Source organism: Streptomyces sp. NBC_00090 (assembly GCF_045160815.1).
GTDB lineage: Bacteria > Actinomycetota > Actinomycetes > Streptomycetales > Streptomycetaceae > Streptomyces.
The window spans coordinates 7,196,162-7,220,914 of sequence record NZ_CP108224.1; the positions used below are offsets into that span (position 1 = coordinate 7,196,162).

Genomic DNA, 24,753 nt, shown 5'->3' on the forward strand with positions numbered 1-24,753 from the left:
GCCGCGAGCTCAGCCCTGGCCGTTGCCCGCCGTGTTGGCGAGCGCCGCCGACAGTTCGCGGGCGACCTGCTGGAGGATCGGGACGATCTTCTCCGTGGCCGCCTCGGTGACCCGGCCCGCCGGGCCCGAGATCGAGATCGCCGCGGCGGTGGGGGAGTCGGGGACCGGCACCGCGAGGCAGCGGACCCCTATCTCCTGCTCGTTGTCGTCGACCGCGTACCCCGTCGAGCGGACCGCTTCGAGGGCCTCCAGGAAGCCGTCCGGCGTGGTGATCGTCTTCTCGGTGGCGGCCGGCATGCCGGTACGGGCGAGCAGCGCGCGCACCTCCTCCGCCGGGGTGTGCGCGAGGAGCGCCTTGCCGACGCCGGTCGAGTGCGGCAGGACCCGGCGGCCGACCTCGGTGAACATGCGCATCGAGTGCTTGGAGGGCACCTGGGCGACGTAGACGATCTCGTCCCCGTCCAGCAGCGCCATGTTCGCGGTCTCGCCGGTCTCCTCGACGAGCCGCGCCAGGTAGGGGCGGGCCCAGGTGCCGAGGAGGCGGGAGGACGACTCGCCGAGCCGGATGAGGCGGGGCCCGAGCGCGTACCGACGGTTGGGCTGCTGGCGCACGTAGCCGCAGGCGACGAGGGTGCGCATCAGCCGGTGGATGGTGGGGAGCGGCAGTCCGCTGCTGGCGGAGAGCTCGCTCAGCCCGACCTCGCCCCCGGCGTCGGCCATCCGCTCCAGGAGGTCGAAGGCACGCTCAAGGGACTGGACGCCGCCGCTCGCGGAGGAGGGCTTGGCGGCGTCGGTGGTGCTGGCGCTGGACGTCGGCACGTCAACGGTCCTTTCGAGGCAGGCGGGCAAGTCAGCAGCCTACCGGGCCACCGGCCGGGGCACCTGGTCCCAGTGCCGGCGTACGGGCCGGTCAGGGGGTGTTTGTCCGGTGTCGGGGAGGGCCCGGCGGGGTCCGGGTCTGCCCCACATGTGCGGAGCTACGTTCTACTGTACGGAATTTCTATTCCACTTTGTGGAAACGTCCAAGTCGGGTTCACCGACGGCCGATGCTGGAAGTGTGCCCTTGACGACATGTCGTCCGGAAGTGAAGACTCCTTCAACAGTTCGTTGAATTTCTCGGTTTCCCAGTGGATCGCTTGAAGAAGGGGTACGGGTGGACGTCAACCTGGTCCTGCGCTCGACTCGCGTCATCACCCCCGAGGGGACGCGCCCGGCGTCGATCGCCGTCTCCGGAGGGACGATCGCGGCCGTGCTGCCGTACGAGGCCGAGGTGCCCGCCGGCGCCCGGCTGGAGGACGTCGGCGACGACGTCGTCCTGCCCGGCCTCGTCGACACCCACGTCCATGTGAACGACCCGGGCCGCACCGAGTGGGAGGGCTTCTGGACCGCCACCCGCGCGGCCGCCGCCGGTGGCATCACCACCCTCCTCGACATGCCGCTCAACTCCCTGCCGCCGACCACCACCGTCGAGAACCTGCGGATCAAGCAGGAGGTCGCCCGCACCAAGGCGCACATCGACGTCGGCTTCTGGGGCGGCGCCCTGCCCGACAACGTCAAGGACCTGCGCCCGCTCCACGACGCCGGGGTCTACGGCTTCAAGTGCTTCCTGTCGCCGTCCGGCGTGGAGGAGTTCCCGGAGCTGGACCAGGAGCAGCTGGCGAACTCGCTCGCCGAGATCTCCGGCTTCGACGGCCTGATGATCGTGCACGCCGAGGACCCGCACCACCTCGCGGCCGCGCCGCAGAAGTCCTCCACCGCGTACGCCGACTTCCTCGCCTCCCGCCCCCGGGACGCCGAGAACACGGCCATCGAGAACCTGGTCAACCAGGCCCGCCGGCTCAACGCCCGCGTGCACGTCCTGCACCTCTCGTCCTCCGACGCGCTGCCGGTCATCGCCGCCGCCAAGGCCGAGGGCGTCAAGATCACCGTCGAGTCCTGTCCCCACTTCCTCACGCTCACCGCCGAGGAGATCCCGGACGGCGCCACCGAGTTCAAGTGCTGCCCGCCGATCCGCGAGGCCGCCAACCAGGACGCCCTGTGGCAGGGACTCGCGGACGGCACGATCGACTGCATCGTCTCCGACCACTCCCCGTCCACCGCGGACCTCAAGACCCCCGACTTCGCCTCCGCCTGGGGCGGCATCTCCTCCCTCCAGCTCGGCCTGCCCGCCATCTGGACCGAGGCCCGCCGCCGCGGCCACACCCTGGAGGACGTCGTCCGCTGGATGTCCGAGGGCCCGGCCCGGCTCGCCGGACTCACCCGCAAGGGCGCCATCGAGGCCGGCCGCGACGCCGACTTCGCCGTCGTCGACCCGGAGGCCACCTTCACCGTCGACCCGGCCGAGCTCCAGCACCGCAACCGGATCACCGCCTACGCGGGCAAGACCCTGCACGGTGTCGTCGCCTCCACCTGGCTGCGCGGAGAGCGGATCGTCGACCGCGGCACCCTCGCCGATCCCTCCGGCCGCCTCCTCGAAAGGAACAACTGACGTGTCCGTCATACCCAGCTTCACCGGTGACGCGAGCCCCTACGGCGGCGGCGACCCGTACGCCGACTACCGGACGGCCGACTTCCCCTTCACCCAGTACGCGGACCTCGCCGACCGGCGCCTCGGCGCGGGTGTCGTCGCCGCCAACGACGAGTTCTTCGCCGAGCGGGAGAACCTGCTCAAGCCCGAGCCCGCCGAGTTCGACCCCGAGCACTTCGGCCACAAGGGCAAGATCATGGACGGCTGGGAGACCCGCCGCCGCCGCGGCGTCTCGGCCCAGCAGCCGCACCCCACCGAGGACGACCACGACTGGGCCCTCGTACGGCTCGGCGCCCCGGGCGTGGTCCGCGGCATCGTCCTCGACACCGCCCACTTCCGCGGCAACTACCCGCAGGCCGTCTCCGTCCAGGCCGCCTCGGTCGCCGGCTCGCCCTCGCCCGAGGAGCTCCTCGCCGACGACGTGAAGTGGACGACGCTCGTCCCGCGCACCGCCGTCGGCGGCCACGCCGCCAACGGCTTCGCCGTCGACGTCGAGCAGCGCTTCACGCACCTGCGCGTCAACCAGCACCCCGACGGCGGCATCGCCCGCCTCCGTGTATACGGAGAAGTGGCCCCCGACCCGCGCTGGCTGGCCGTCCTCGGCACCTTCGACCTCGCGGCGCTGGAGAACGGCGGCCAGGTCGAGGACGCCTCCGACCGCTTCTACTCCCCGGCCACCAACACCATCCAGCCGGGCCGCTCCCGCAAGATGGACGACGGCTGGGAGACCCGCCGCCGCCGCGACAAGGGCAACGACTGGATCCGCTACCAGCTCGTCGCCGAGTCCGAGATCCGCGCCGTCGAGATCGACACCGCGTACCTCAAGGGCAACAGCGCCGGCTGGGCCGCCCTCTCTGTCGCGGCCGAGGGCTCCGAGGAGTGGGCCGAGATCCTGCCCCGGACCCGCCTCCAGCCCGACACCAACCACCGGTTCGTGCTCGACACCCCGGCGGTCGGCTCCCGGATCCGGATCGACATCTACCCGGACGGCGGCATCTCCCGCCTCCGTCTCTTCGGCTCGCTCACCGAGGCGGGCGCGGCGCGTCTGACGGCGCGCCACCAGGAGCTGGGCGGCTAGGGCTGCCGGTCTCCCCAAGAACCGGGCGGGTACGACACCCCGCCCGGCCCGCGAGGGCGCACCGACCCGACAGCACGGTGCGCCCTCCCCCCTTTTTTTGGGCTCGGTTCGCCTCCGGGGCGCTCCAGCCGGGCTCACGGGGTCGACCGTGCTCGACCCCTCCTTCGTCGGGGGCTCCGCGCGCTCGACCCCGTTCCCCCGGCCGCGCCCCTTCGGCTCACTCGCCGGTCCCGTGGGTGACGGCTACCCGCTCGCGGTGGCACACGTGCCCGGCGGCGCACCTATCCCGTGGCCCCCGTGCCCGGGGTCACGCCGCGTGTCCGCCGTCCACCGCGAACTCCGCTCCCGTCACGTACCGCCCCTCCGGACCCGCGAGGAAGGCGACCGTCGCCGCCACCTCGTCCGCGGTGCCGAAGCGTCCGAGTGCCGTCATCGCCGCCTGGCCCGCCGCGTACGGTCCGTCCGCCGGGTTCATGTCGGTGTCGATCGGACCGGGGTGGACGATGTTGGCCGTGATGCCGCGCCCGCCCAGCTCCCGGGCGAGCGCCTTCGTCAGGCCGATCAGCGCCGACTTGCTCGTCGCGTACAGCGTGCCGCCCGGCCCGGGCACCCGCTGGGCCATGCAGCTGCCGATGGTGACGATCCGGCCGCCCTCCGGCAGGCGTCCGGCCGCCGCCTGTGAGGCGAGGAAGGCCGCCCGGACGTTCACCGCGAGGACCCGGTCCACCTCCGCGAGGGTCAGTGACTCCAGCGGGCCGATGGCCCCGACGCCCGCGTTGTTGACCAGGACGTCGAGCCGGCCCAGGGTGTCCGCCGCCCACTCCACCGCGCCCGCCGCGTCCCCGGCGTCGGCCGCGTCGGCCCGCAGGGGCAGTGCCTTGCGTCCGGCCGCCTCGATCCGCGCGGCGACCTCCTTGGCCGCCGCCTCGTCCCGTACGTAGGTGAAGGCCACATCGGCGCCCTCCCGGGCCAGGCGGACGGCCGTGGCCGCGCCGATCCCGCGGCTGCCGCCCGTCACCAGAACCGCCGTGCCGTTCATCGTGGACATCCCGAAACCTCCGTGAGAAGTACTTAGTTGTTGCGGGTTCAATGAAAGTCGGAGGTGTGGCCGGACGCTGGCGGGAAACGGACGCCGACCCGATCACCGATGAGTTCCGCCGAGCGGTGCGGTCCGAGCTTCTGGGACACGATGGACAGAACCAGAAAGGGCACCCGCCATGGCCACGCTCAGCCTCACCCAGTTCCTCACCCTCGACGGCGTCCACCAGGCGCCCGGCGGCCCGCAAGAGGACCCCAGCGGCGGCTTCGAGCACGGCGGCTGGTCCGTGCCGTACGGCGACGAGGACTTCGGGCGGTTCATGACCGAGGTCTTCACCCGCCCCACCGCCTTCCTCCTCGGCCGCCGTACCTACGAGATCTTCGCGGGCTACTGGCCGCAGCACACCGACCCCGCCGACCCCGTCGCCTCCAAGCTCAACGCCCTCCCCAAGTACGTCGCCACCACCACCCTCTCCACCGCCGACTGGGCCGGGACCACCCTGCTCCGCGGCGACGTGGTGAAGGAGGTCGCCGACCTCAAGGAGAGCCTCGACGGCGAGATCCAGATGCACGGCAGCGGCGGCCTCGCCCGGACCCTGCTCGACCACGACCTGATCGACACCCTCCACCTGCTCGTCTTCCCGGTGATCCTCGGATCCGGCCGCCGCCTCTTCTCCGACGGGGTGCGCCCCACCGCCTTCCGGCACACCGAGGCGCGCACCACCGGCTCGGGCGTCGCGCTCCACACGTACGAGCTCGGGGGCCGCCCCACGTACGGCAGCTACTGACCCGAGGGGGCCGCGGAAAGGTGTAGCCACCACCGGCCGGTCCGGGTACGGTGATCCCTCCGCGTGCGAGCCGTCGAAGTCTCCACCCCACCGCAAGAGTTGGAGAATCGGCCCGCAATGTCGGTTTCGTCTTCGATCGCCGCCCCCGTGTCCCTCGGCGCCCCGCGCCGGGCCTGGCTCACCGACCTGCCCGTACTGCTCGTCGCCGTCGTCTGGGGCGCCAGCTATCTCGCGGCCAAGGGCATCACCACCACGCACACCGTCATCGCGGTCCTCGTGCTGCGGTTCGCGGTGGTGCTGCCCGTCCTCGTCGTCGCCGGGTGGAACAAGCTCCGTGCACTGACCGCGGCCCAGTGGCGCGGCGCCGGCGCCCTCGGGCTGATCCTCAGCGGGATCTTCCTCCTGGAGACCTACGGCGTCGTCCACACCTCCGCCACCAACGCGGGCCTGATCATCAGCCTCACGATGATCTTCACCCCGCTGGCCGAGGCCGCCGTCACCCGCGTCCGCCCGCCCCGCGCCTTCCTCGCCGCCGCCGCGCTCTCCGTCACCGGCGTCGTCCTCCTCACCCAGGGCGGCGGCTTCACCGCCCCCTCCCTCGGCGACCTCCTCATGCTGCTCGCCGCCCTCGCCCGTACCGTCCACGTCCTGGCCATGTCCCGGATCAAGGCGGTCCGTTCGGCCGACTCGCTCTCCCTCACCACCGTCCAGCTCGGCTCCGCCGTCGCCGTGTTCGCCGTCATCGCGGCCTTCCCCGGCACGGGCGCCACCCCCTGGGCCGTGGCCCTCGACTTCGGCCCCCGCGAGTGGGCCGGGCTGCTCTTCCTCTCCGTCTTCTGCACGCTCTTCGCCTTCTTCGTGCAGATGTGGGCGGTCCGCCGCAGCTCCCCGTCCCGGGTCAGCCTCCTCCTCGGTACGGAGCCGCTCTGGGCCGCCGCCGCGGGCATCGCCCTCGCCGGTGACCGCCCCGGAATCCTCGGCCTCGCGGGCGCGATCCTCGTTCTCGCGGGCACCAGTTGGGGCCGCCGTACGGCAGACGAGGACGCCCGGTAGGTTCTTCGATCATGCGTTCACTTGCCTACGACACCGACTTCCGCGCCCGCGCCCGGCGCACCCAGGGCTGGGGCCTCGGCCTCCTCACGGTGGCCGGCCTGCTCTGGGTCTGGTTCGGAGTCCTGCTCCTCACCCCGTTCGAGCCGGGCGACAGCAGCAACACCTGCCCCGCGCTCATCACCAGCGAGTACGTCCACGACAAGGCCTGCGTCGAGTCGCGCGACTGGCCCCAACTCGTGGGGATCATCGGCGGTTCCGTCCCCGTCGCCGTGATCGGCGCGGTCCTCTACACCAGCGGCTCCGTCTCCCACCGCATGGCCGAGCACCTCGCCGAGGTGACCCGGCTCGACACGGCGAGCGCCTGACCGTGCGCCGGCCGTCCGCTCAGGACTTCCGCACCCGGTCCGACATGACCATGAGCACCAGGCCGAGCACGGCGATCACGATGTTGACGAACAGCTCCCGGCCCTCCATGAACCAGACGTTCTCGGTCAGGAAGCGGGTCAGGCCCATCAGCCTGAACCAGCCGTCCGTCAGCTCGCGGATCACCCCGCAGACGCCGAACACGGTGAGCAGGAAACCGGCGACCTCCAGAAATCTCTTCATGAAGTGATCATGGCCAGGCGACGGGTCCCGCCGCGTCCGACTCCGGTCCACGGCCACCGATACCGAAGTACCGACCCGTGCGACTTCGGTAGCGTCCCGCCCGCCCCTCACCCGCGCGGGGCCCCGGGCTGCGTACATTGCCGATATGACCCGTACGGACCGGCAGCGCTGGCTGCTCCCCTCCCACCTGGTCGAACCGGGCGAGAGCGGCGCGGCCAGGCCCCGCCGTACCGTCCGCGACTGGATCGTCGACACCTCGCTCTTCCTCCTCGCGGCCCTCGTCGGCCTCGTCGCCGCCGACGCCGGCGCGGAGTACAGCAGCGAGCCCGTCATCCTCTTCGACCAGCTCGTCGGCGCCGCCGCATGCTGCGCCCTCTGGCTGCGCCGCCGGTGGCCCGTCGGGCTCGCCGTCGCCCTCTCCCTGGTCAGCGTCGTCGCCCCGGTCGCCGGCGGTGCCGTCCTCGCGAGCCTCTTCAGCGTCGCCGTACGCCGCCCCTTCCGCGAGGTCGCCTGGATCGGGGCGCTCGCCGTCGCCGCCTCCACCGTCCAGGTCTTCGTCCGCCCCGACCCCACCCTCAACGCCGGGATCGCGGTCGTCCTCGGCTTCGTCCTCATCCTCCTCGTCACCGCCTGGGGCATGCTCGTCCGCTCCCGGCGCCAGCTCGTCGAGGCCCTCCGCGAGCGCGCCCGCCGCGCCGAGGCCGAGGCCGAACTGCGCGCCGCCCAGGCCCAGCGGCTCGCCCGGGAGGCCATCGCCCGCGAGATGCACGACATCCTCGCCCACCGCCTGACCCTGCTGAGCGTGCACGCGGGGGCCCTGGAGTTCCGGCCCGACGCCCCGCCCGAGCAGGTCGCCCGCGCCGCCGGTGTCATCCGCGACAGCGCCCACGAGGCCCTCCAGGACCTGCGCGAGATCATCGGCGTCCTGCGAACGCCCGGCGAGAACGGCGACGGCGGCGGCGACCGGCCCCAGCCCACCCTCGCCACCCTCGACGCGCTCGTCGCCGAGTCCCGCGAGGCCGGCGCGGACGTCGTCCTCGACCTCGACGTCGACACCGCCGAGGACACACCCGCCGTCCCCGCCTCCACCGGCCGTACCGCCTACCGCATCGCCCAGGAGGGGCTGACCAACGCCCGCAAGCACGCCCCCGGCACCAAGGTCACCGTCACCGTGCGCGGCCGCCCCGGCGAGGGCCTCGACGTCACCGTCCACAACCCCGCACCCGCCGGACCCGTCCCGCACGTCCCCGGCTCCGGCCAGGGACTCATCGGACTCACCGAGCGCGCCGCCCTCGCCGGCGGCCGGATGGAGCACGGCCCGGCCCCCGACGGCGGATTCGCCCTGCACGCCTGGCTACCGTGGCCCCCATGACCATCCGGCTGCTCATCGTCGACGACGACCCCCTGGTCCGCGCGGGCCTCACCCTCATGCTCGGCGGCGCCGAGGACCTGCGGATCGTCGGCGAGGGCGCCGACGGCCGGGAGGTCCCCGAGCTCGTCGACCGGCTCGCCCCGGACGTCGTCCTCATGGACATCCGCATGCCCGACGTCGACGGGCTGACCGCCACCGAACGCCTCCGCGCACTCCCCGGCGCCCCCGAAGTCGTCGTCCTCACCACCTTCCACGCCGACGAGCAGGTCCTGCGCGCCCTGCGGGCGGGCGCCGCCGGCTTCGTCCTCAAGGACACCCCGCCCGCCGAGATCGTCGCCGCCGTCCGCCGGGTCGCCGCAGGGGACCCGGTGCTCTCCCCGGCCGTCACCCGCCAGCTGATGACCCACGTCGCGGGAGAGCCGGACCAGCCCGACCGGCGGGAACGGTCACGCCGCGCCGCGATCTCCACGCGCCTCGCCGAACTCGCCGCACGCGAACGGGAGGTGGCCGTCGCCGTCGGCCGGGGCCGCTCCAACGCGGAGATCGCCGCCGAGCTGTACATGAGCGTCCCCACCGTCAAGACCCACGTCTCGCGCGTCCTCGCCAAGCTCGGCCTCAACAACCGCGTCCAGATCGCCCTCCTCGTCCACGACGCGGGCCTCCTCGACGAGGACGACTAGTCGGCTAGTCTGCTTCGATGTCCGTCATCGAACTGGGGGAGTACGGCGCGGACTTCACCGCGAACCCGTACCCCTACTACGCGAGGCTCCGCGACTCCGGCCCGGTCCACGAGGTGCGCACACCCGACGGCTTCCAGTTCTGGCTGGTCGTCGGCCACGACGAGGGACGCGCGGCGCTGGCCGACCCCCGGCTCGCCAAGTCCCCGTCCGTCATCGGCGTACGGCCGCCGGAGGAGGACATCATCGGCGTCCACCTCCTCGGAGCGGACGCCCCCGACCACACCCGGCTGCGCCGACTCGTCACGGGGGAGTTCACGGGCCGCCGGGTCGAGAGCCTGCGCCCCCGCATCGAGCGGCTCACCCGGGAACTCGCCGACGCGATGGAACCGGCCGGACGCGCCGACCTCGTCGACGCCTACGCCTTCCCGCTGCCGGTCACCGTCATCTGCGAACTCCTCGGCGTCCCCGCCGAGGACCGGGAGACCTTCCGCCACTGGTCGAACGAGCTCGTCACCCCGGGCAGCGAGGACGGCATGGTCGAAGCGATGGAGGGCTTCGGCGGCTACCTCGACGAGCTCATCGAGGACAAGCGGGCCGCCGGGCCCGCCGACGACCTGCTCTCCGGCCTGATCGCCGCCCGCGCCGAGGACGGCGACCGGCTCTCTGGACCCGAACTCCGCGCCATGGCCTATCTGTTGCTCATCGCCGGCCACGAGACCACCGTCAACCTGATCGCCAACACCGTCCGCAACCTGCTCACCCATCCCGAGCAGCTCGCCGCCCTGCGTGCCGACCCCGGCCTCCTCGACGGGGTGATCGAGGAGTCCCTGCGGTACGACGGGCCCGTGGAGACCAGCACGTTCCGCTTCACCCGGGAGGCCGTCACGATCGGCGACACCGTGATCCCGGCGGGCCAGAGCGTCCTCGTGGGGATCGGCGCGCTCGACCGCGACCCGGCCCGCTTCCCCGATCCCGACCGATTCGACATCCACCGCGACACCCGAGGCCACCTCGCCTTCGGCCACGGCATCCACTACTGCCTGGGCGCCCCGCTCGCCCGCCTGGAGGGCAGGATCGCCCTCCGCACCCTCCTGGACCGCTTCCCCCGGCTCGAACTCGACCCCGAGGGCGACCCCTGGGAGTGGCTGCCCGGCCTCCTCATGCGCGGAGTCCGCCACCTCCCGGTCCGGTGGTGAGCGGAGCGCCGACCGTCTCCGGGCGGTGAGCGGAGCGGCCGGCCCCGGTGGGGAACGGAGCAGCCGTCTCCGGTGGTCAGCGGGGCTTCGGCCGTCTCAGGCGGTCAGCGGGGGCCTCGGCCGTCTCCAGTGGCAGCGGGGCATCAGTCGGCCCCGGGTGGTCGGCGGGGCATCAGTCGGCTCCGGGTGGTCGCCGGAGCCTCAGCCGGCTCAGGGAGCGGTGCCGTCCACCCGCACCGGCCGCCGCTCCCGGCGCGAGCGCTCGCACGCCTCGGCGACCCGGAGCGCCGCCAGCGCCTCCCGGCCGTCGCACGGATTGGCCGCCTCGCCGCGCACCAGCCGGACGAAGGCGTCGAGCTCCGCCTCGTACGCCGGGGCGAACCGCTCCAGGAACCCCGGCCAGGGCTTCCCCGGAGCGGGCGGCCCCTGCGGCTCCACCGAGGTGAGCGGGGTCCGGTCGTCCAGGCCCACCGCGATCTGGTCCCGCTCGCCCGCCAGCTCCATCCGCACGTCGTACCCGGCGCCGTTGCACCGGGTCCCCGTCACCGTCACGAGCGTGCCGTCGTCCAGGGTGAGGAGCGCGGCGGCCGCGTCCACGTCCCCCGCCTCCCGGAACATCGCGGGACCCGCGTCCGAGCCCGTCGCGTACACCTCCACGACCTCCCGGCCGGTCACCCAGCGGACGATGTCGAAGTCGTGCACCAGACAGTCCCGGAAGAGACCGCCGGAGAGCGGCAGGTACGCGGCGGGCGGCGGCTCCGGGTCGGACGTCACCGCCCGCACGGTGTGCAGCCGGCCGAGCCGCCCCGACCGCACCGCCTCGCGCGCCGCCCGGTACCCGGTGTCGAAGCGGCGCATGAACCCCAGCTGGAGCTCGGTGCCCGCCTCCGCCACGGCCCGCAGCGCCGTTCGCGTGCCGGCCACGTCCAGGGCGATCGGCTTCTCGCAGAAGGCCGGAAGACCGGCGCCGGCGGCCCGGGCGATCAGCTCCGCGTGCGCGGCCGTCGCCGAGGCGATCACCACCGCGTCCAGGGCGTGCCCCAGCAGCGCCGCCACGTCCGGGGCCGCCTCCGCCCCGAGGGCCCCCGCGACCCCGGCCGCCCGGGTCGCGTCCGCGTCGGCCACGACCAGCGACTCGACCTCCGGGTGGCGGGCCAGTACCCCCGCGTGGAAACTCCCGATCCGTCCCGTACCGATCAGTCCGATGCGCATGGCCCCACCGTGGAGCCGTACGGCCACAGTGTCAAGGATTTGTCAGGACAACCGGACGTCACGACTTCCCGTCATCAGCTTCCTGTCACCGGCGCGCCCGGATACGCTCCCCCCGTGTCCAAGCAGCCCGGCTCCCCCCTGCCTCCGCTCTCCGTGGACCGCACCAGCCCGGTCCCGCTCTACTTCCAGCTCGCCCAGCAGCTGGAGAGCGCGGTGGAGGACGGGACGCTGCCGCCCGGCACCCTCCTCGGCAACGAGATCGACCTCGCCACCCGCCTCGGCCTCTCCCGCCCCACCGTCCGCCAGGCCATCCAGTCCCTCGTCGACAAGGGCCTCCTGGTCCGCCGCCGCGGCGTCGGCACCCAGGTCGTGCAGAGCAGGGTCCGGCGCCCGCTGGAGCTCGGCAGCCTCTACGACGACCTGGAGGCCGCGGGCCGCCGCCCCGCCACCCGGGTCCTCACCAACCGCCTCGAACCCGCCACCGGATCCGTCGCGGCCGCCCTCGGCGTACCCGAGGGCAGCGAGGTCCACTACCTGGAGCGGCTGCGGACCGCGTACGGCGAACCCATGGCGTACCTGCGCAACCACCTGCCCGCCGGGCTCCTCGAACCGGACGAATCGAACACGGAACGACTGGAGACCACCGGCCTCTACCGGATGCTCCGATCCGCCGCGCTCACCCTGCACAGCGCCCGCCAGTCCATCGGCGCCCGCGCCGCGACCGCCGACGAGGCCGCGCTGCTGGACGAGCGGGAGGGTGCCCCGCTCCTCACGATGGAACGCACCACCTTCGACGACAAGGGCCGGGCCGTCGAGTACGGATCCCATCTCTACCGGGCCGCCCGCTACTCCTTCGAGCTCCAGCTGATGGTCCGTCCGTAGCCCCCGGCCGGGTCCCCGACGGCCCCCCTGACAAGTGCCACGACCTGCATGACCGATACTGCAATGCACGCAGAAGGACACAAAGGAGGGCACGGCCTCGTGACCAGGCTTCGGACAGGAGGGGTACGGGCCGCCATCGGCGCCGTGCTCGCGCTCGCGCTCACAGGAGCGCTGGCGGGGTGCAGCAGCACCGGCGGAAAGCGGGCGGAGGACGCCCGCAAGGCCGCGGCGGCACAGGGCAGGGCGGCCGTCGACACCCCCCGCTGGACCTTCGCCATGGTGACCCACTCCGGCGACGGCGACACCTTCTGGGACATCGTCCAGAACGGTGCCAAGCAGGCCGCCGTCAAGGACAACATCAACTTCCTCTACGCCCACAGCGACGAGGCCCAGCAGCAGTCCCAGCTCATCGACTCGTACATCGCCAAGGGCGTCGACGGACTCATCGTCACCCTCGCCAAGCCCGACGCGATGAAGGCCTCCGTCGAGAAGGCCGTCAAGGCCGGCATCCCGGTGATCACCGTGAACTCGGGCGCCGAGCAGTCCAAGGCCTTCGGCGCCCTCACCCACATCGGGCAGGACGAGACCGTCGCCGGTGAGGCCGTCGGCGACGAGCTCGACAAGCGCGCCAAGAAGAAGGCCCTCTGCGTCCTGCACGAGCAGGGCAACATCGGCCACGAGCAGCGCTGCGCCGGAGCGAAGAAGACCTTCGGCGGCGAGCTCGTGAACCTCTACGTCGACGGCACCAACATGCCCGACGTCAAGGCCTCCATCGAGGCCAAGCTCCAGTCCGACAAGGCCATCGACGCCGTCGTCACCCTGGGCGCCCCCTTCGCCGACGCCGCCGTCCAGGCCGCCGAGAGCGCCGGGAGCAAGGCCGAGATCGACACCTTCGACCTCAACGCCAAGGTCGCCACCGCCCTCCAGGCCGGCACCCTCGGCTTCGCCGTCGACCAGCAGCCCTACCTCCAGGGGTACGAGGCCGTCGACCTGCTCTGGCTGTACCGCTACAACGCCGACGTCCTCGGCGGCGGCAAGCCCGTCCTCACCGGCCCGCAGATCATCACCAAGGACCAGGCCGGCGCGCTCAAGGAGTACGCGGAGCGGGGCACCCGATGAGCTCCTCCGCCCCATCCGGCATCGACCACGTCGACGAACGGCTGCTGCGCACCACCCCGCTGAAGAAGCTCCTCGCCCGCCCCGAGCTCGGCTCGGTCGTCGGCGCGATCGCCGTCTTCGTCTTCTTCTCGTTCGCCGCCGACAGCTTCCTGCGCGCCGCCAGCCTCGGCACCGTGCTGTACGCGGCCTCCACCATCGGCATCATGGCCGTCCCCGTCGCCATGCTGATGATCGGCGGCGAGTTCGACCTCTCCGCCGGCGTCATGGTCACCAGCTCCGCGCTCGTCTCCTCGATGTTCAGCTACCAGATGACGGCGAACGTCTGGGTCGGCGTCGGCGTCTCGCTGATCGTCACCCTCGCGATCGGTGTCTTCAACGGCGTCATGCTGACCCGCACCAAGCTGCCCAGCTTCATCATCACGCTCGGCACCTTCCTCATGCTGACCGGCCTGAACCTCGGCCTGACCAAGCTGATCAGCGGCACCGTCTCCACCAAGACCATCGCCGACATGGAGGGCTTCCCCTCCGCCCGGAAGCTCTTCGCCTCCCAGGTGACCGTCGGCGGCGTCGAGCTCAAGGTCACCATCCTGTGGTGGCTCGGCCTCGTCGCCCTCGCCACCTGGATCCTGCTGCGCACCCGCTTCGGCAACTGGATCTTCGCCGTCGGCGGCGGAGCCGACGCCGCCCGCGCGGTCGGCGTCCCGGTCTACCGGACGAAGATCGGCCTCTACATGGGCGTGGCCTTCTGCGCCTGGATCTCCGGACAGCACCTGCTCTTCTCCTTCGACGTCGTCCAGTCGGGCGAAGGCGTCGGCAACGAGCTGACCTACATCATCGCGGCCGTCATCGGCGGCTGCCTGATCACCGGCGGATACGGCTCCGCCATCGGCTCGGCGGTCGGCGCCCTCATCTTCGGCATGACCAGCAAGGGCATCGTGTACGCCGAGTGGAACCCGGACTGGTTCATGTTCTTCCTGGGAGCGATGCTCCTCCTGGCGACGCTGCTGAACGCCTGGATCCGCAAGCGCGTGGAGGCGACCAAGTGACGACGGAAACCAGCGCGCTGGTCGAGCTCGACGACGTCAGCAAGTACTACGGCAACATCCGCGCCCTCGAAGGGGTCTCCCTGAGGGTGGACGCGGGCGAGATCACCTGTGTCCTCGGCGACAACGGCGCCGGCAAGTCCACCCTCATCAAGATCGTCGCCGGACTCCACCGGCACGACGCCGGCACCTTCCGCATCGAGGGCGAGGAGGTCACCCTCGCCAACCCGCGCGACGCCCTCGACCGGGGCATCGCCACCGTCTACCAGGACCTCGCCGTCGTCCCCCTCATGCCGGTCTGGCGGAACTTCTTCCTCGGCTCCGAGCCCACGAAGGGCTCCGGCCCGTTCAAGCGGCTCGACGTCGACCTCATGCGCACCACCACCCGCGAGGCGCTGCTGCGCATGGGCATCGACCTGCGCGACGTCGACCAGCCCATCGGCACCCTCTCCGGCGGCGAGCGCCAGTGCGTGGCCATCGCCCGCGCCGTCCACTTCGGCGCCAAGGTCCTCGTCCTCGACGAGCCGACCGCCGCGCTCGGCGTCAAGCAGTCCGGGGTGGTCCTGAAGTACGTGGCCGCCGCCCGTGACCAGGGCCTCGGCGTGGTCCTCATCACGCACAACCCCCACCACGCCTACCTCGTCGGCGACCGGTTCGTCCTGCTCAAGCGCGGAGTGATGGCCGGCAGCCACACCAAGAGCTCCGTCACGCTCGACGAGTTGACCCGCCAGATGGCGGGCGGCAGCGAGCTGGAGGACCTCCGCCACGAGCTGGAGCGGCCCTCCGGCACATAACGGCCCCCTCACACCACACCTGGCAGAATCGGAGCCGATGAGTACCTACCGCGACCTCACCCACCGGGGATCCGCCCGGGGCACCGTGCTGCGGACCGTCGGGACCCGGGAGCGGCGCTCCCACCTGACCGCGCCCCGGGTGCCGACCGTCGGCATCGACATCGGCGGTACGAAGGTGATGGCCGGCGTCGTCGACGCGGACGGCAACATCTTGGAGAAGCTCCGCACCGAGACCCCGGACAAGTCCAAGAGCCCCAAGGTCGTCGAGGACACCATCGTCGAGCTCGTCCTCGACCTCGCCGACCGGCACGACGTGCACGCCGTCGGCATCGGCGCGGCCGGCTGGGTCGACGCCGACCGGGCCCGGGTCCTCTTCGCCCCCCACCTCGCCTGGCGCAACGAACCCCTCCGGGACTCCCTGCAGGGCCGGCTCGCCGTCCCCGTCATGGTCGACAACGACGCCAACACCGCCGCCTGGGCCGAATGGCGCTTCGGCGCCGGACGCGGCGAGGACCACCTCGTCATGATCACCCTCGGTACGGGCATCGGCGGCGCGATCCTGGAGGACGGCCAGGTCAAGCGCGGCAAGTACGGTGTCGCCGGCGAGTTCGGGCACATGCAGGTCGTCCCCGGCGGCCACCGCTGCCCCTGTGGCAACCGCGGCTGCTGGGAGCAGTACAGCTCGGGCAACGCGCTCGTCCGCGAGGCCCGCGAGCTGGCCGCCGCCGACTCCCCGGTGGCGTACGAGATCATCGAGCGGGTCAAGGGGAACATCTCCGACATCACCGGACCGCTCATCACCGAGCTCGCCCGCGAGGGCGACGCCATGAGCATCGAGCTGCTCCAGGACATCGGCCAGTGGCTCGGCGTCGGCATCGCCAACCTCGCCGCCGCCCTCGACCCCTCCTGCTTCGTCATCGGCGGGGGCGTCTCCGCCGCCGACGACCTCCTCATCGGCCCCGCCCGCGACGCCTTCCGCCGCCACCTCACCGGCCGCGGCTACCGGCCCGAGGCCCGCATCACCCGCGCCCAGCTCGGCCCCGAGGCCGGAATGGTCGGCGCCGCCGACCTCGCCCGGCTCGTCGCCCGCCGCTTCCGCCGCGCCAACCGGCGCCGCGTCGAGCGGTACGAACGGTACGAGCGCTACGCCCAGGCCCTGCGCAGCGGGACCTCCGTCCGGGCCCCCCGTACCCCCGAGGACCCTTCTTCATGACCGTGCCCCACCCGACCCGCCCTCCCCTGGGGCGGCCCGACAAGCTGCCCGAGGACCACCGGCACATGATCCGCCGGCGCTGGCTGACGGCCGTCATCATCGTGCTGCTCGTCGGCATCCCGGCCGGCTACCTCGTCGTCTCCGCCGGCCAGAGCCGCGACAGCGGCCGCGACAAGGAACGCGAGTCCTCGGCGGCCGGCCTCCAGACGAACCGGCCCTCGCAGATGAAGCGCCGGGTCTTCGAGGTCCCGATCCCCGCCGGGGCCTGGGACGTCGCGTACTACGAGACCAGCAACTGGAAGACCAGCCGGCTCTACGTCCAGTTCACGACGACCGCCACCGGCCTCGACACCTTCCTCGCCGAGTCCGGCACCGCCCGCACACTGCTCACCCCCGGGCGGATCGCCGTCGGTGACCGTGACGCCGACATCGCCGGCTGGACCTTCGTCGAGGGCATGAACTGGTCGGGAACCACCGTCAGGCGCGAGGAGCCGCGCCCGACCACCGACATCACGGTCGACCTCACCGACCCGGCCTTTCCCCGGGTGTACGCGGTCTCCACCACCAGCCCCTGACCCCCGGCACGACCACGATCACCTGACGAGCCGCGCCGCGGCTCGTCAGGGCCTCAGCTGTGTGCAGGGGTTCAGCTGTGTGCAGGGGTTCAGGGGTTCAGGGGTTCAGGAGTTCAGGGGTTGATGGTGATGGCGACGTCGTCGATCACGAAGGACGTCTGGTACCAGCTGTCCTCCGTGCCCGCGAACTTCAGGGTGACGCTCTGCCCGGCGAAGGCGGACAGGTCGTAGGTCTTCTTCACGTAGCCCTCGTTCGCGTCCAGGTTGGAGAACGTGGCCAGAGTGGTCGCGTTGGCCTGGACCGTCAGCTTGTCGTACTGGTTTCCGGCCATGGGCTCTTCGGTGTCGATGTGCTGCCAGTAGGTCAGGGTCGCGCCGCAGCCGGCCGGGATGGTCACCGTCTGGGAGAGGGTGTCGCTGTGGGTGTCGCCGTAGCCGGCCAGCCACGCCCTCCACGTACCGGTGTGCGCCGGCTGGATGGAGTAGTCGCCGATGACGCCGGGAGTGGCGGTCCATACGGTCTTACCGGACTCGAAGCCGGGGTTGCCGAGCAGCTGCTTCGGGTCGCAAGGGCCGGGCGTGTAGATCTTCCAGGTGAAGGTGGTGGTGCCGGTGGCGTTGGTGGAGTCCTTCGCCGTGACGGTGACGTTGCTGGTGCCCAGCGTGGTGGCAGTGCCGGAGATCAGGCCGGTGGAGGCGTTGATCGACAGGCCCGCGGGCAGGCCGGTGGCCGAGTAGGTCAGCGGGCCGGGGTTGGTGCTGGTGGCCTGGATCTGCAGGCTCGCGGCGCCGTTGACCGCCGTGTACTGGCTGCCCGGGTTGGTGGCCGTCACGCCCAGGACGATGCGGGGGCCGACGTTGACGGCGGCCCAGGCGTTGGTGGCGTTGTTGTAGGTGGGGCTGTATATGCCGTAGAGGTCGGCGGCGGCCTGGAGGGTGGCGGTGCGGGCGCCGGAGTAGGTGGTGGTGGAGGTCATGTAGGTGGTGAGCGCCCGGTACCAGATCTTGGCGGCGGCGTCGCGGCCGATCGCGGTGACAGGCAGTCCGTCGGAGGTCGGGGAGTTGTAGCTGACGCCGTTGATCGTCTTGGCGCCGCTGCCCTCGGAGGCCAGGTAGAACCAGTGGTTGGCCGGGCCGGAGGAGTAGTGGACGTCGATGTCCTTGATGCCGTTGTACCAGTAGTCCTTGGAGGCGCCGTCCTTGCTCGGCTTGTCCATGTAGCGCAGCGGGGTGCCGTCGCCGTTGATGTCGATCTTCTCGCCGAGCAGGTAGTCACCCTGGTCGGAGGCGTTGTTGGCCCAGAACTCCACCGACGTACCGAAGATGTCGGAGGTGGCCTCGTTCAGGCCGCCGGACTCGCCCGAGTAGCGCAGGTCGGCGGTGTAGGAGGTCACACCGTGCGTCATCTCGTGCGCGGCGACGTCGATCGAGGTCAGCGGCTTGGCGCTGCCCTCGCCGTCGCCGTAGGTCATGCAGAAGCAGGACGGGTCCCAGAAGGCGTTGACGTAGGCGCTGCCGTAGTGGACCCGGGAGTAGGCGGCCACGCCGTCGTTGCGGATGCCGTTGCGGGCGTGCACGTTCTTGTAGTAGTCCCAGGTCAGCTGGGCACCGTAATGCGCGTCCACGCCGGCGGTCTGGGCGTTGGCGGGCAGGCCGTTGCCCCAGACGTCGTCGGCGTCGGTGAACAGCGTGCCGGTGCCCGAGCGGCCGCCGTTCAGGTTGTAGGTCTTGTGACCGCCACGGGCGGCGTCGTTCAGGGTGTAGCTGCTGCCGGACCCGGAGGTGCCGATGGTGACCTGGCCGCTGTACTGGCCGGTTCCGGTGCCGGTGTGCACGCCCTGGTACTCGAAGAGCTTGGCGCCGGTGGTGGCGTTGGTGATCACGTGCAGTTCGGAAGGGGTGCCGTCGTGCTGGAGTCCGCCGATAACGGACTCCCAGGCGAGGGCGGGCTTGCCGGAGCCGGCCCAGATGACCTTGCGCACCGACTCGGCCGTGGGAGTCTTGGCGCCCTTGGCCTTCGCCCGGCCCAGGGCGAAGGACTTCGCCGACTCGGCGCTCTCGGCCGCGGCGGTGGAAGCCACCGTGATCGCAGAGGGGGCGCTCCTGGTGACGCCCTTGACCGTGCCGTTGGCGGCGGTGTGGACCACCAGGTCGCCGCCGAGTACCGGCAGGCCGGCGAAGGTGCGCTCGTAACGGGTGTGCACGCTGCCGTCGGCGTCCTTGGTCACCGAGCGGGGCAGCAACGCCTCCTGCCCGCCCAGACCCAGGGCCTTGGCGGTGACGGCCCGTTCGGCGTGGGCGTCGGCCAGCAGCGCGGCGCGCTCGGCCGGGCTGAGCTGGAGCGGCAGCGCGCCGGAACGGGCCTGCGCCGAGGGCGCCGGGGCCTGGGCCTGGGCCTGAGCCTGGGCCGGGGTGCCGGCGCTGGCGCTGGCGTTGCCGGGGAGCGCGACGGCGACCATCGCGGCACCGGCGAGTAACGCGCCCGCGGCGAGGGCCCTGTGGGGGAGAAGACTCAACGGAACTCCTTCTTCGGCGGCCGAGGGTCTCGGCCTGTGACAGCCGGCCGCATGGGGTTGTGAGCCGACCGGGAGAGCGGTGGAGCGGTAACCCCTGGGATTCCCCAGGGGGTTGGGTGTCGTTACCCGTGCGCGCACCGCGCACCGGAACGGGCGCAAGATTGGCAGAACTGACCCGTTCATGTCACTAGCGCGCAGGAACGAACTGCCGTTGCCGACATCGATACCTGCGGACAAGCCGGTGGTCATGCCCCTGATCGGCGGCCTGGCGATGCCTCCGGAGCCGTGCACCCCCGGGGGCGTGCGATCGACAGGAGGAGGAATTCAGCCAACTCCGTTGGCTGGGGGCCTCGTTGCGGAGCCATCGAGAAGGTAATGGGCCTCGTCGGTCGTTGTCTCCGAGCGCGGCATGGCGTGGTCGTGTGCTCGATCGGGGCGAACGGCCGCTCCCCCGGGGCTCGTTGATGCCCTCCGGATGCTGCGTGTTGATTGACTATCCTGCGCGCTAGTGACATGCGCGGGTCAGTTCTGGCAATCTCACGTCAGTTCTTGTGCGCTTAACGCGCATGTGCAACGGCATCAACTCCTGGGGAATCCCGGGGGTTACCCGCTTCACAGCTCTAACGGTCGGCTCACAACCCCATGCAGCCGGCTGTCACCGGCCGAGACCTTCGGCTGCCGCAGAAGGAGTTCCGTTGAGTTTCATCCCACCTAAGGTCCTCGCCGCGGGCGCGTTACTCGCCGGTGCCGCGATGGTCGCCGTCGCGCTCCCCGGCAACGCCAGCGCCAGCGCCGGCACCCCGGCCCAGGCCCAGGCGGCGCCCTCGGCGCAGGCCCGTTCCGGCGCGCTGCCGCTCCAGCTCAGCCCGGCCGAGCGCGCCGCGCTGCTGGCCGACGCCCACGCCGAACGGGCCGTCACCGCCAAGGCCCTGGGTCTGGGCGGGCAGGAGGCGTTGCTGCCCCGCTCGGTGACCAAGGACGCCGACGGCAGCGTGCACACCCGTTACGAGCGCACCTTCGCCGGCCTGCCGGTCCTCGGCGGCGACCTGGTGGTCCACACCGCCGCCAACGGCACGGTCAAGAGCGTCACCAAGGCCACCAAGGCCGCCATCACCGTCGCCTCCACCGCCGCAACCAAGAGCGCCGAGTCGGCGAAGGCCGTCGCGCTGGGCCGGGCCAAGGCCGGGGGCGTCAAGGCCCCGACCGCGGAGTCGGTGCGCAAGGTCGTCTGGGCCGGCTCCGGCAAGCCGGTGCTGGCCTGGGAGTCCGTGGTCGGCGGGGTGCAGCACGACGGCACCCCTTCCGAGCTGCACGTGATCACCGACGCCACCACCGGTGCCAAGCTCTTCGAGTACCAGGGGGTGCACACCGGCACCGGCAACAGTTCGTACAGCGGCACGGTGAACATCGGCACCTCGCTGTCCGGCTCGACGTACCAGCTGAACGACCCCAGCCGCGGCGGCAACAAGACCTACAACCTCGGCGGCGGCACCTCGGGCACCGGCACGCTGTTCACCGACGCCGACGACGTCTGGGGCAACGGATCCCCCTCCAACGCCCAGACCGCCGGCGTGGACGCGCATTACGGTGCCCAGCTGACCTGGGATTACTACAAGAACGTGCACGCCCGCAACGGCATCCGCAACGACGGTGTGGCCGCCTACTCCCGGGTCCACTTCGGCAACGCGTACGTCAACGCCTTCTGGTCCGACGGCTGCTTCTGCATGACCTACGGCGACGGCGAGAACAACGCCAAGCCGCTGACCTCGATCGACGTCGGCGCCCACGAGATGACGCACGGCCTGACCGCCAGCACCGCCAACCTCGTCTACAGCGGCGAGTCCGGCGGCCTGAACGAGGCCACCTCCGACATCTTCGCCGCCGCGGTGGAGTTCTGGGCGAACAACCCCGACGACGCCGGTGACTACCTGGTCGGCGAGAAGATCGACATCAACGGCGACGGCACCCCGCTGCGTTACATGGACAAGCCGAGCAAGGACGGCGGCTCCGAGGACTACTGGTACTCCGGCATCGGCTACATCGACGTCCACTACTCCTCCGGGCCGGCCAACCACTGGTTCTACCTGGCCTCCGAGGGCAGCGGCGCCAAGACGATCAACGGTGTGAGCTACGACTCCCCGACCTCCGACGGACTTCCGGTCACCGCGATCGGCCGCGACGCCGCCGCCAAGATCTGGTACCGGGCGCTCACCACCTACATGACCTCCGTCACCAGGTACGCCGGTGCCCGCACCGCGACGCTGAACGCCGCCGCCGACCTGTACGGCCTGAACAGCACCACCTACCTCAACGCCGCCAACGCCTGGGCCGGCATCAACGTCGGCCCCCGCACCGCCCAGGGCGTGACGGTCACCAACCCGGGCAGCCAGACCGCCCTGGTCAACGCCGCCACGAGCCTGCAGATCCAGGCCGGCAGCACCAACCCCGGCGCGCTGACCTACACCGCCACCGGCCTGTCCGCCGGCCTGTCGATCAACGCCTCCACCGGCCTGATCTCCGGCACCCCGACCACGCTGGGCACCAGCAACGTCACCGTCACGGTCACCGACTCCACCGGCGCCTCCTCCACCGCCACGTTCACCTGGAACGTCGCCAGCGTGATCACCACCTTCGAGAACATCACCGACGTAACCATCCCCGACGGGGGCGCCGCGGTGTTCTCCGACATCAACGTCATAGGCCAGAGCGGCAATGCGCCGAAGAAGCTCAAGGTGGGCGTCGACATCAAGCACATGTGGCGCGGTGATCTGGTCATCGACCTGGTCGCCCCCGACGGCACGCTGTATCGCCTGAAGGACTCCGACCTCGACGACGGGGACGCCAACGTGATCGACGCCTACACGGTGAACGCCTCCAGCGAGGTCGCCAACGGCACCTGGAAGCTCAAGGTCCAGGACATGTTCGGAGTCGACACCGGCTACATCGACAGCTGGAAGCTGACCTTCTGATCCACGGCGACCACCGGCCCGCCGACCGGTGACACCGATCCATCACACCCGACTGCTCCGCCGCCCGCCGCCTCGGTGGGCGGCGGAGCAGTTGTGGTACCCATGAACGTCGTGGGCCCCGACCACAGGGGGTTCCGTGAGAGATGAGAGGGTCTTGCGGGTGAGTGAGACATCGACGAACACCCTGCAATACCGCGTAGACGGGCGAGAAGACGCTCCGGTCCTGGTCATAGGGCCATCCCTGGGTACCACCTGGCACATGTGGGACCGGCAGATACCCGAGCTCACCCGCGAGTGGCGGGTCGTCCGCTTCGACCTGCCCGGTCACGGCGGCGCCCCCGCCCAGCCCTTCACCTCCGTCGCCGAGCTCGGGGACCGGCTCCTCGCCACCCTCGACGTGCTCGGCGTCGAGCGGTTCGGCTACGCGGGCTGCTCCCTCGGCGGCGCGGTCGGCCTCGACCTGGCCCTGCGCGCACCCCACCGGGTCGCCTCGCTCGCCCTGGTCGCCACCTCGCCCCGGTTCGGCAGCGCCGACGAGTTCCGGCAGCGCGGTGTCATCGTCCGTGCCAACGGACTGGAGCCGATGGCCCGCGCCGCGCCCGAGCAGTGGTTCACGCCGCTCTTCGCCGGAGCGCAGCCCGCCATCGTCGACTGGGCCGTGCAGATGGTCCGGACGACCGACCCCGCCTGCTACGTCGCCGCCTGCGAGGCCCTCGCGGTCTTCGACGTCCGCGAGGCCCTCGGCCGGATCGGCATCCCCGCCCTGGTCCTCGTCGGCTCCGAGGACCAGGTCACCGGCCCCGCCGAGGCCCGCACCCTGGTCGCCGGCATCGCCGACGCCCGGCTCGCCGTCGTGCCCGGCGCCTCGCACCTCGCCCCCGTCGAGCAGCCCGCCGCCGTCACGGACCTGCTCACCGAGCACTTCGCGGGCACCGCGCAGGAGGCCGGCGGCACCCTGACCGTGCCGCCGCTGCCGGCGGTGACGGACCCCGCCGCCGAGCCCGCCCCCGCGGCCCCGGCCGCCGAGCCCGCCGAGGCCGGCCGCCCCGACCCGTACGAGACGGGTCTCGGCCTGCGCCGCGAGGTCCTCGGCGACGCCCACGTGGACCAGGCCCTCGCCGACGACCCCGACAGCCCCTTCCAGGAGCTCCTCACCCGGTACGCCTGGGGGGAGGTCTGGAGCCGCGAGGGCCTCGACCGGCGCACCCGCAGCGTCGTCACCCTCACGGCCCTCATCGCCGGAGGCCACCGGGAGGCCCTCGCCGACCACACCCGCGCCGCCCTCCGCAACGGCCTGTCGCCCGACGAGCTCCGCGAGATCGTGCTCCACACGGGCGTCTACTGCGGCCTCCCGGCCGCCGAGACCGCCCTGCGCGTGGTCACCCGCGTCATCCAGGAGGAGACGACCCCTCCCGCGTAATCTGGGCCGCGTGAAGCTGACGAAGAAGTCCCACTCCTGCGTCCGGCTGGAGAAGGACGGGCGGACGCTCGTCCTCGACCCGGGGAATTTCACCGAGGAGGACGCGGCCCTCGGGGCCGACGCCCTGCTCGTCACCCACGAGCACCCGGACCACTTCGACGAGGGCCGGCTGCGCGCGGCCCTGGACGCCAACCCGGCCGCCGAGATCTGGACGCTGCGGAGCGTCGCCGCACAGCTCTCGGCGGCCTTCCCCGGCCGTGTGCACACCGTCGGCCACGGTGACACCTTCACCGCGGCCGGCTTCGACGTCCAGGTCCACGGCGAGCTGCACGCGGTGATCCACCCGGACATCCCGCGCATCACCAACGTGGGCTACCTCGTCGACGGAGCCGTCTTCCACCCCGGCGACGCGCTCACCGTCCCGGACCGGCCGGTCGACACCCTGCTGCTGCCGGTCATGGCCCCCTGGAACAAGATCTCCGAGGTCATCGACTACGTACGCGAGGTGAAGCCGCGCCGGGCGTACGACATCCACGACGCCCTCCTCACCGACCTGGCCCGGCCGATCTACGACCGTCAGATCGGCGCCCTCGGCGGCACCGACCACGCCCGCCTCGCGCCGGGCGCGTCCGCCGAGCTCTGAATCCGCCGACTGTCACACCCCGCCAGTAG

The 24,753-nt window shown here is 71.8% G+C and carries 22 protein-coding genes; 17 read left to right on the top strand and 5 right to left on the bottom strand.

The annotated features are described in order from the left end of the window. Positions 1-9: 9 nt before the first annotated feature. The gene (locus OG361_RS32035) at positions 10-819 is read right to left on the bottom strand and encodes an IclR family transcriptional regulator (protein WP_384561317.1); all 810 of its coding nucleotides are present in this window, start codon (positions 817-819) and stop codon (positions 10-12) included. 334 nt (positions 820-1,153) lie between these two features. On the opposite strand from OG361_RS32035, the gene allB reads away from it, so the two are divergent. Both allB and alc read left to right on the top strand, forming a co-directional pair. Next, complete coding sequence (gene allB / locus OG361_RS32040; protein WP_405859077.1) at positions 1,154-2,488, top strand: allantoinase AllB; 1,335 nt, start codon at positions 1,154-1,156, stop codon at positions 2,486-2,488. Between the two features lies 1 nt (position 2,489). Continuing rightward, on the top strand, positions 2,490-3,605 hold the full coding sequence (gene alc / locus OG361_RS32045; RefSeq protein WP_384561312.1) for an allantoicase: 1,116 nt from the start codon (positions 2,490-2,492) through the stop codon (positions 3,603-3,605). A gap of 307 nt (positions 3,606-3,912) precedes the next feature. Here the strand turns inward: alc and OG361_RS32050 are convergent, their stop codons facing one another. Then, positions 3,913-4,653, bottom strand: coding sequence for an SDR family NAD(P)-dependent oxidoreductase (locus OG361_RS32050; RefSeq protein ID WP_405859080.1), 741 nt, complete (start codon positions 4,651-4,653; stop codon positions 3,913-3,915). Between the two features lie 169 nt (positions 4,654-4,822). Between OG361_RS32050 and OG361_RS32055 the strand changes: the two genes are divergently transcribed. From OG361_RS32055 to OG361_RS32065, 3 genes are all read left to right on the top strand, one after another. Continuing rightward, the gene (locus OG361_RS32055; protein WP_405859082.1) at positions 4,823-5,431 is read left to right on the top strand and encodes a dihydrofolate reductase family protein; all 609 of its coding nucleotides are present in this window, start codon (positions 4,823-4,825) and stop codon (positions 5,429-5,431) included. 117 nt (positions 5,432-5,548) lie between these two features. Next, positions 5,549-6,484: a DMT family transporter gene (locus OG361_RS32060; RefSeq protein WP_384561303.1), complete on the top strand. Its 936-nt coding sequence runs from the start codon at positions 5,549-5,551 to the stop codon at positions 6,482-6,484. An 11-nt stretch (positions 6,485-6,495) separates the two neighbouring features. Beyond that, the gene (locus OG361_RS32065) at positions 6,496-6,849 is read left to right on the top strand and encodes a hypothetical protein (RefSeq protein WP_405859084.1); all 354 of its coding nucleotides are present in this window, start codon (positions 6,496-6,498) and stop codon (positions 6,847-6,849) included. Positions 6,850-6,868: 19 nt separating this feature from the next. On the opposite strand, the gene OG361_RS32070 is transcribed toward OG361_RS32065, so the two are convergent. Continuing rightward, positions 6,869-7,090, bottom strand: coding sequence for a hypothetical protein (locus tag OG361_RS32070; protein WP_405859086.1), 222 nt, complete (start codon positions 7,088-7,090; stop codon positions 6,869-6,871). Between the two features lie 145 nt (positions 7,091-7,235). Here OG361_RS32070 and OG361_RS32075 point away from each other — a divergent pair, with 145 nt between their 5' ends. The 3 genes from OG361_RS32075 to OG361_RS32085 are packed head-to-tail and all read left to right on the top strand — an operon-like array spanning position 7,236 to position 10,338. Further along, complete coding sequence (locus OG361_RS32075; protein ID WP_405859088.1) at positions 7,236-8,462, top strand: sensor histidine kinase; 1,227 nt, start codon at positions 7,236-7,238, stop codon at positions 8,460-8,462. Further along, positions 8,459-9,142 carry a response regulator gene (locus tag OG361_RS32080; RefSeq protein ID WP_405859089.1) on the top strand — a complete coding sequence of 228 codons (684 nt, stop codon included), beginning with the start codon at positions 8,459-8,461 and terminating at the stop codon, positions 9,140-9,142. Before OG361_RS32075 ends, OG361_RS32080 begins: the two co-directional genes overlap by 4 nt. A gap of 17 nt (positions 9,143-9,159) precedes the next feature. Then, a complete protein-coding gene (locus OG361_RS32085) occupies positions 9,160-10,338 on the top strand; it encodes a cytochrome P450 (protein WP_384561289.1) in 1,179 nt (392 codons plus the stop codon). A gap of 210 nt (positions 10,339-10,548) precedes the next feature. On the opposite strand, the gene OG361_RS32090 is transcribed toward OG361_RS32085, so the two are convergent. After that, positions 10,549-11,550: a Gfo/Idh/MocA family oxidoreductase gene (locus OG361_RS32090; RefSeq protein ID WP_405859090.1), complete on the bottom strand. Its 1,002-nt coding sequence runs from the start codon at positions 11,548-11,550 to the stop codon at positions 10,549-10,551. A gap of 153 nt (positions 11,551-11,703) precedes the next feature. Here OG361_RS32090 and OG361_RS32095 point away from each other — a divergent pair, with 153 nt between their 5' ends. From OG361_RS32095 to OG361_RS32120, 6 genes are all read left to right on the top strand, one after another. Beyond that, positions 11,704-12,432 (top strand): GntR family transcriptional regulator, encoded by a 729-nt coding sequence (locus tag OG361_RS32095; protein ID WP_405862557.1) that lies wholly within the window; start codon positions 11,704-11,706, stop codon positions 12,430-12,432. A 135-nt stretch (positions 12,433-12,567) separates the two neighbouring features. Then, the gene (locus OG361_RS32100; RefSeq protein ID WP_384561521.1) at positions 12,568-13,551 is read left to right on the top strand and encodes a sugar ABC transporter substrate-binding protein; all 984 of its coding nucleotides are present in this window, start codon (positions 12,568-12,570) and stop codon (positions 13,549-13,551) included. After that, a complete protein-coding gene (locus OG361_RS32105; protein WP_405859092.1) occupies positions 13,548-14,597 on the top strand; it encodes an ABC transporter permease in 1,050 nt (349 codons plus the stop codon). Before OG361_RS32100 ends, OG361_RS32105 begins: the two co-directional genes overlap by 4 nt. Next, a complete protein-coding gene (locus OG361_RS32110; protein WP_405859094.1) occupies positions 14,594-15,388 on the top strand; it encodes an ATP-binding cassette domain-containing protein in 795 nt (264 codons plus the stop codon). The genes OG361_RS32105 and OG361_RS32110 overlap by 4 nt, the downstream gene beginning before the upstream one ends. Before the next feature lie 37 nt (positions 15,389-15,425). Continuing rightward, positions 15,426-16,601: an ROK family glucokinase gene (locus tag OG361_RS32115; RefSeq protein WP_405859096.1), complete on the top strand. Its 1,176-nt coding sequence runs from the start codon at positions 15,426-15,428 to the stop codon at positions 16,599-16,601. Continuing rightward, on the top strand, positions 16,598-17,176 hold the full coding sequence (locus OG361_RS32120; RefSeq protein WP_405859098.1) for a hypothetical protein: 579 nt from the start codon (positions 16,598-16,600) through the stop codon (positions 17,174-17,176). Before OG361_RS32115 ends, OG361_RS32120 begins: the two co-directional genes overlap by 4 nt. A 113-nt stretch (positions 17,177-17,289) precedes the next feature. On the opposite strand, the gene OG361_RS32125 is transcribed toward OG361_RS32120, so the two are convergent. Beyond that, positions 17,290-19,635: a M4 family metallopeptidase gene (locus OG361_RS32125; protein WP_405862559.1), complete on the bottom strand. Its 2,346-nt coding sequence runs from the start codon at positions 19,633-19,635 to the stop codon at positions 17,290-17,292. A gap of 809 nt (positions 19,636-20,444) precedes the next feature. On the opposite strand from OG361_RS32125, the gene OG361_RS32130 reads away from it, so the two are divergent. The 3 genes from OG361_RS32130 to OG361_RS32140 all read left to right on the top strand — a co-directional run bounded on the left by OG361_RS32130 (position 20,445) and on the right by OG361_RS32140 (position 24,724). Next, complete coding sequence (locus OG361_RS32130; RefSeq protein ID WP_405862561.1) at positions 20,445-22,661, top strand: M4 family metallopeptidase; 2,217 nt, start codon at positions 20,445-20,447, stop codon at positions 22,659-22,661. A 160-nt stretch (positions 22,662-22,821) separates the two neighbouring features. Continuing rightward, on the top strand, positions 22,822-24,081 hold the full coding sequence (locus OG361_RS32135; RefSeq protein ID WP_405859099.1) for an alpha/beta fold hydrolase: 1,260 nt from the start codon (positions 22,822-22,824) through the stop codon (positions 24,079-24,081). Positions 24,082-24,091: 10 nt separating this feature from the next. Beyond that, positions 24,092-24,724 (top strand): MBL fold metallo-hydrolase, encoded by a 633-nt coding sequence (locus OG361_RS32140; RefSeq protein ID WP_405859100.1) that lies wholly within the window; start codon positions 24,092-24,094, stop codon positions 24,722-24,724. The last annotated feature ends 29 nt before the right edge of the window (positions 24,725-24,753 follow it).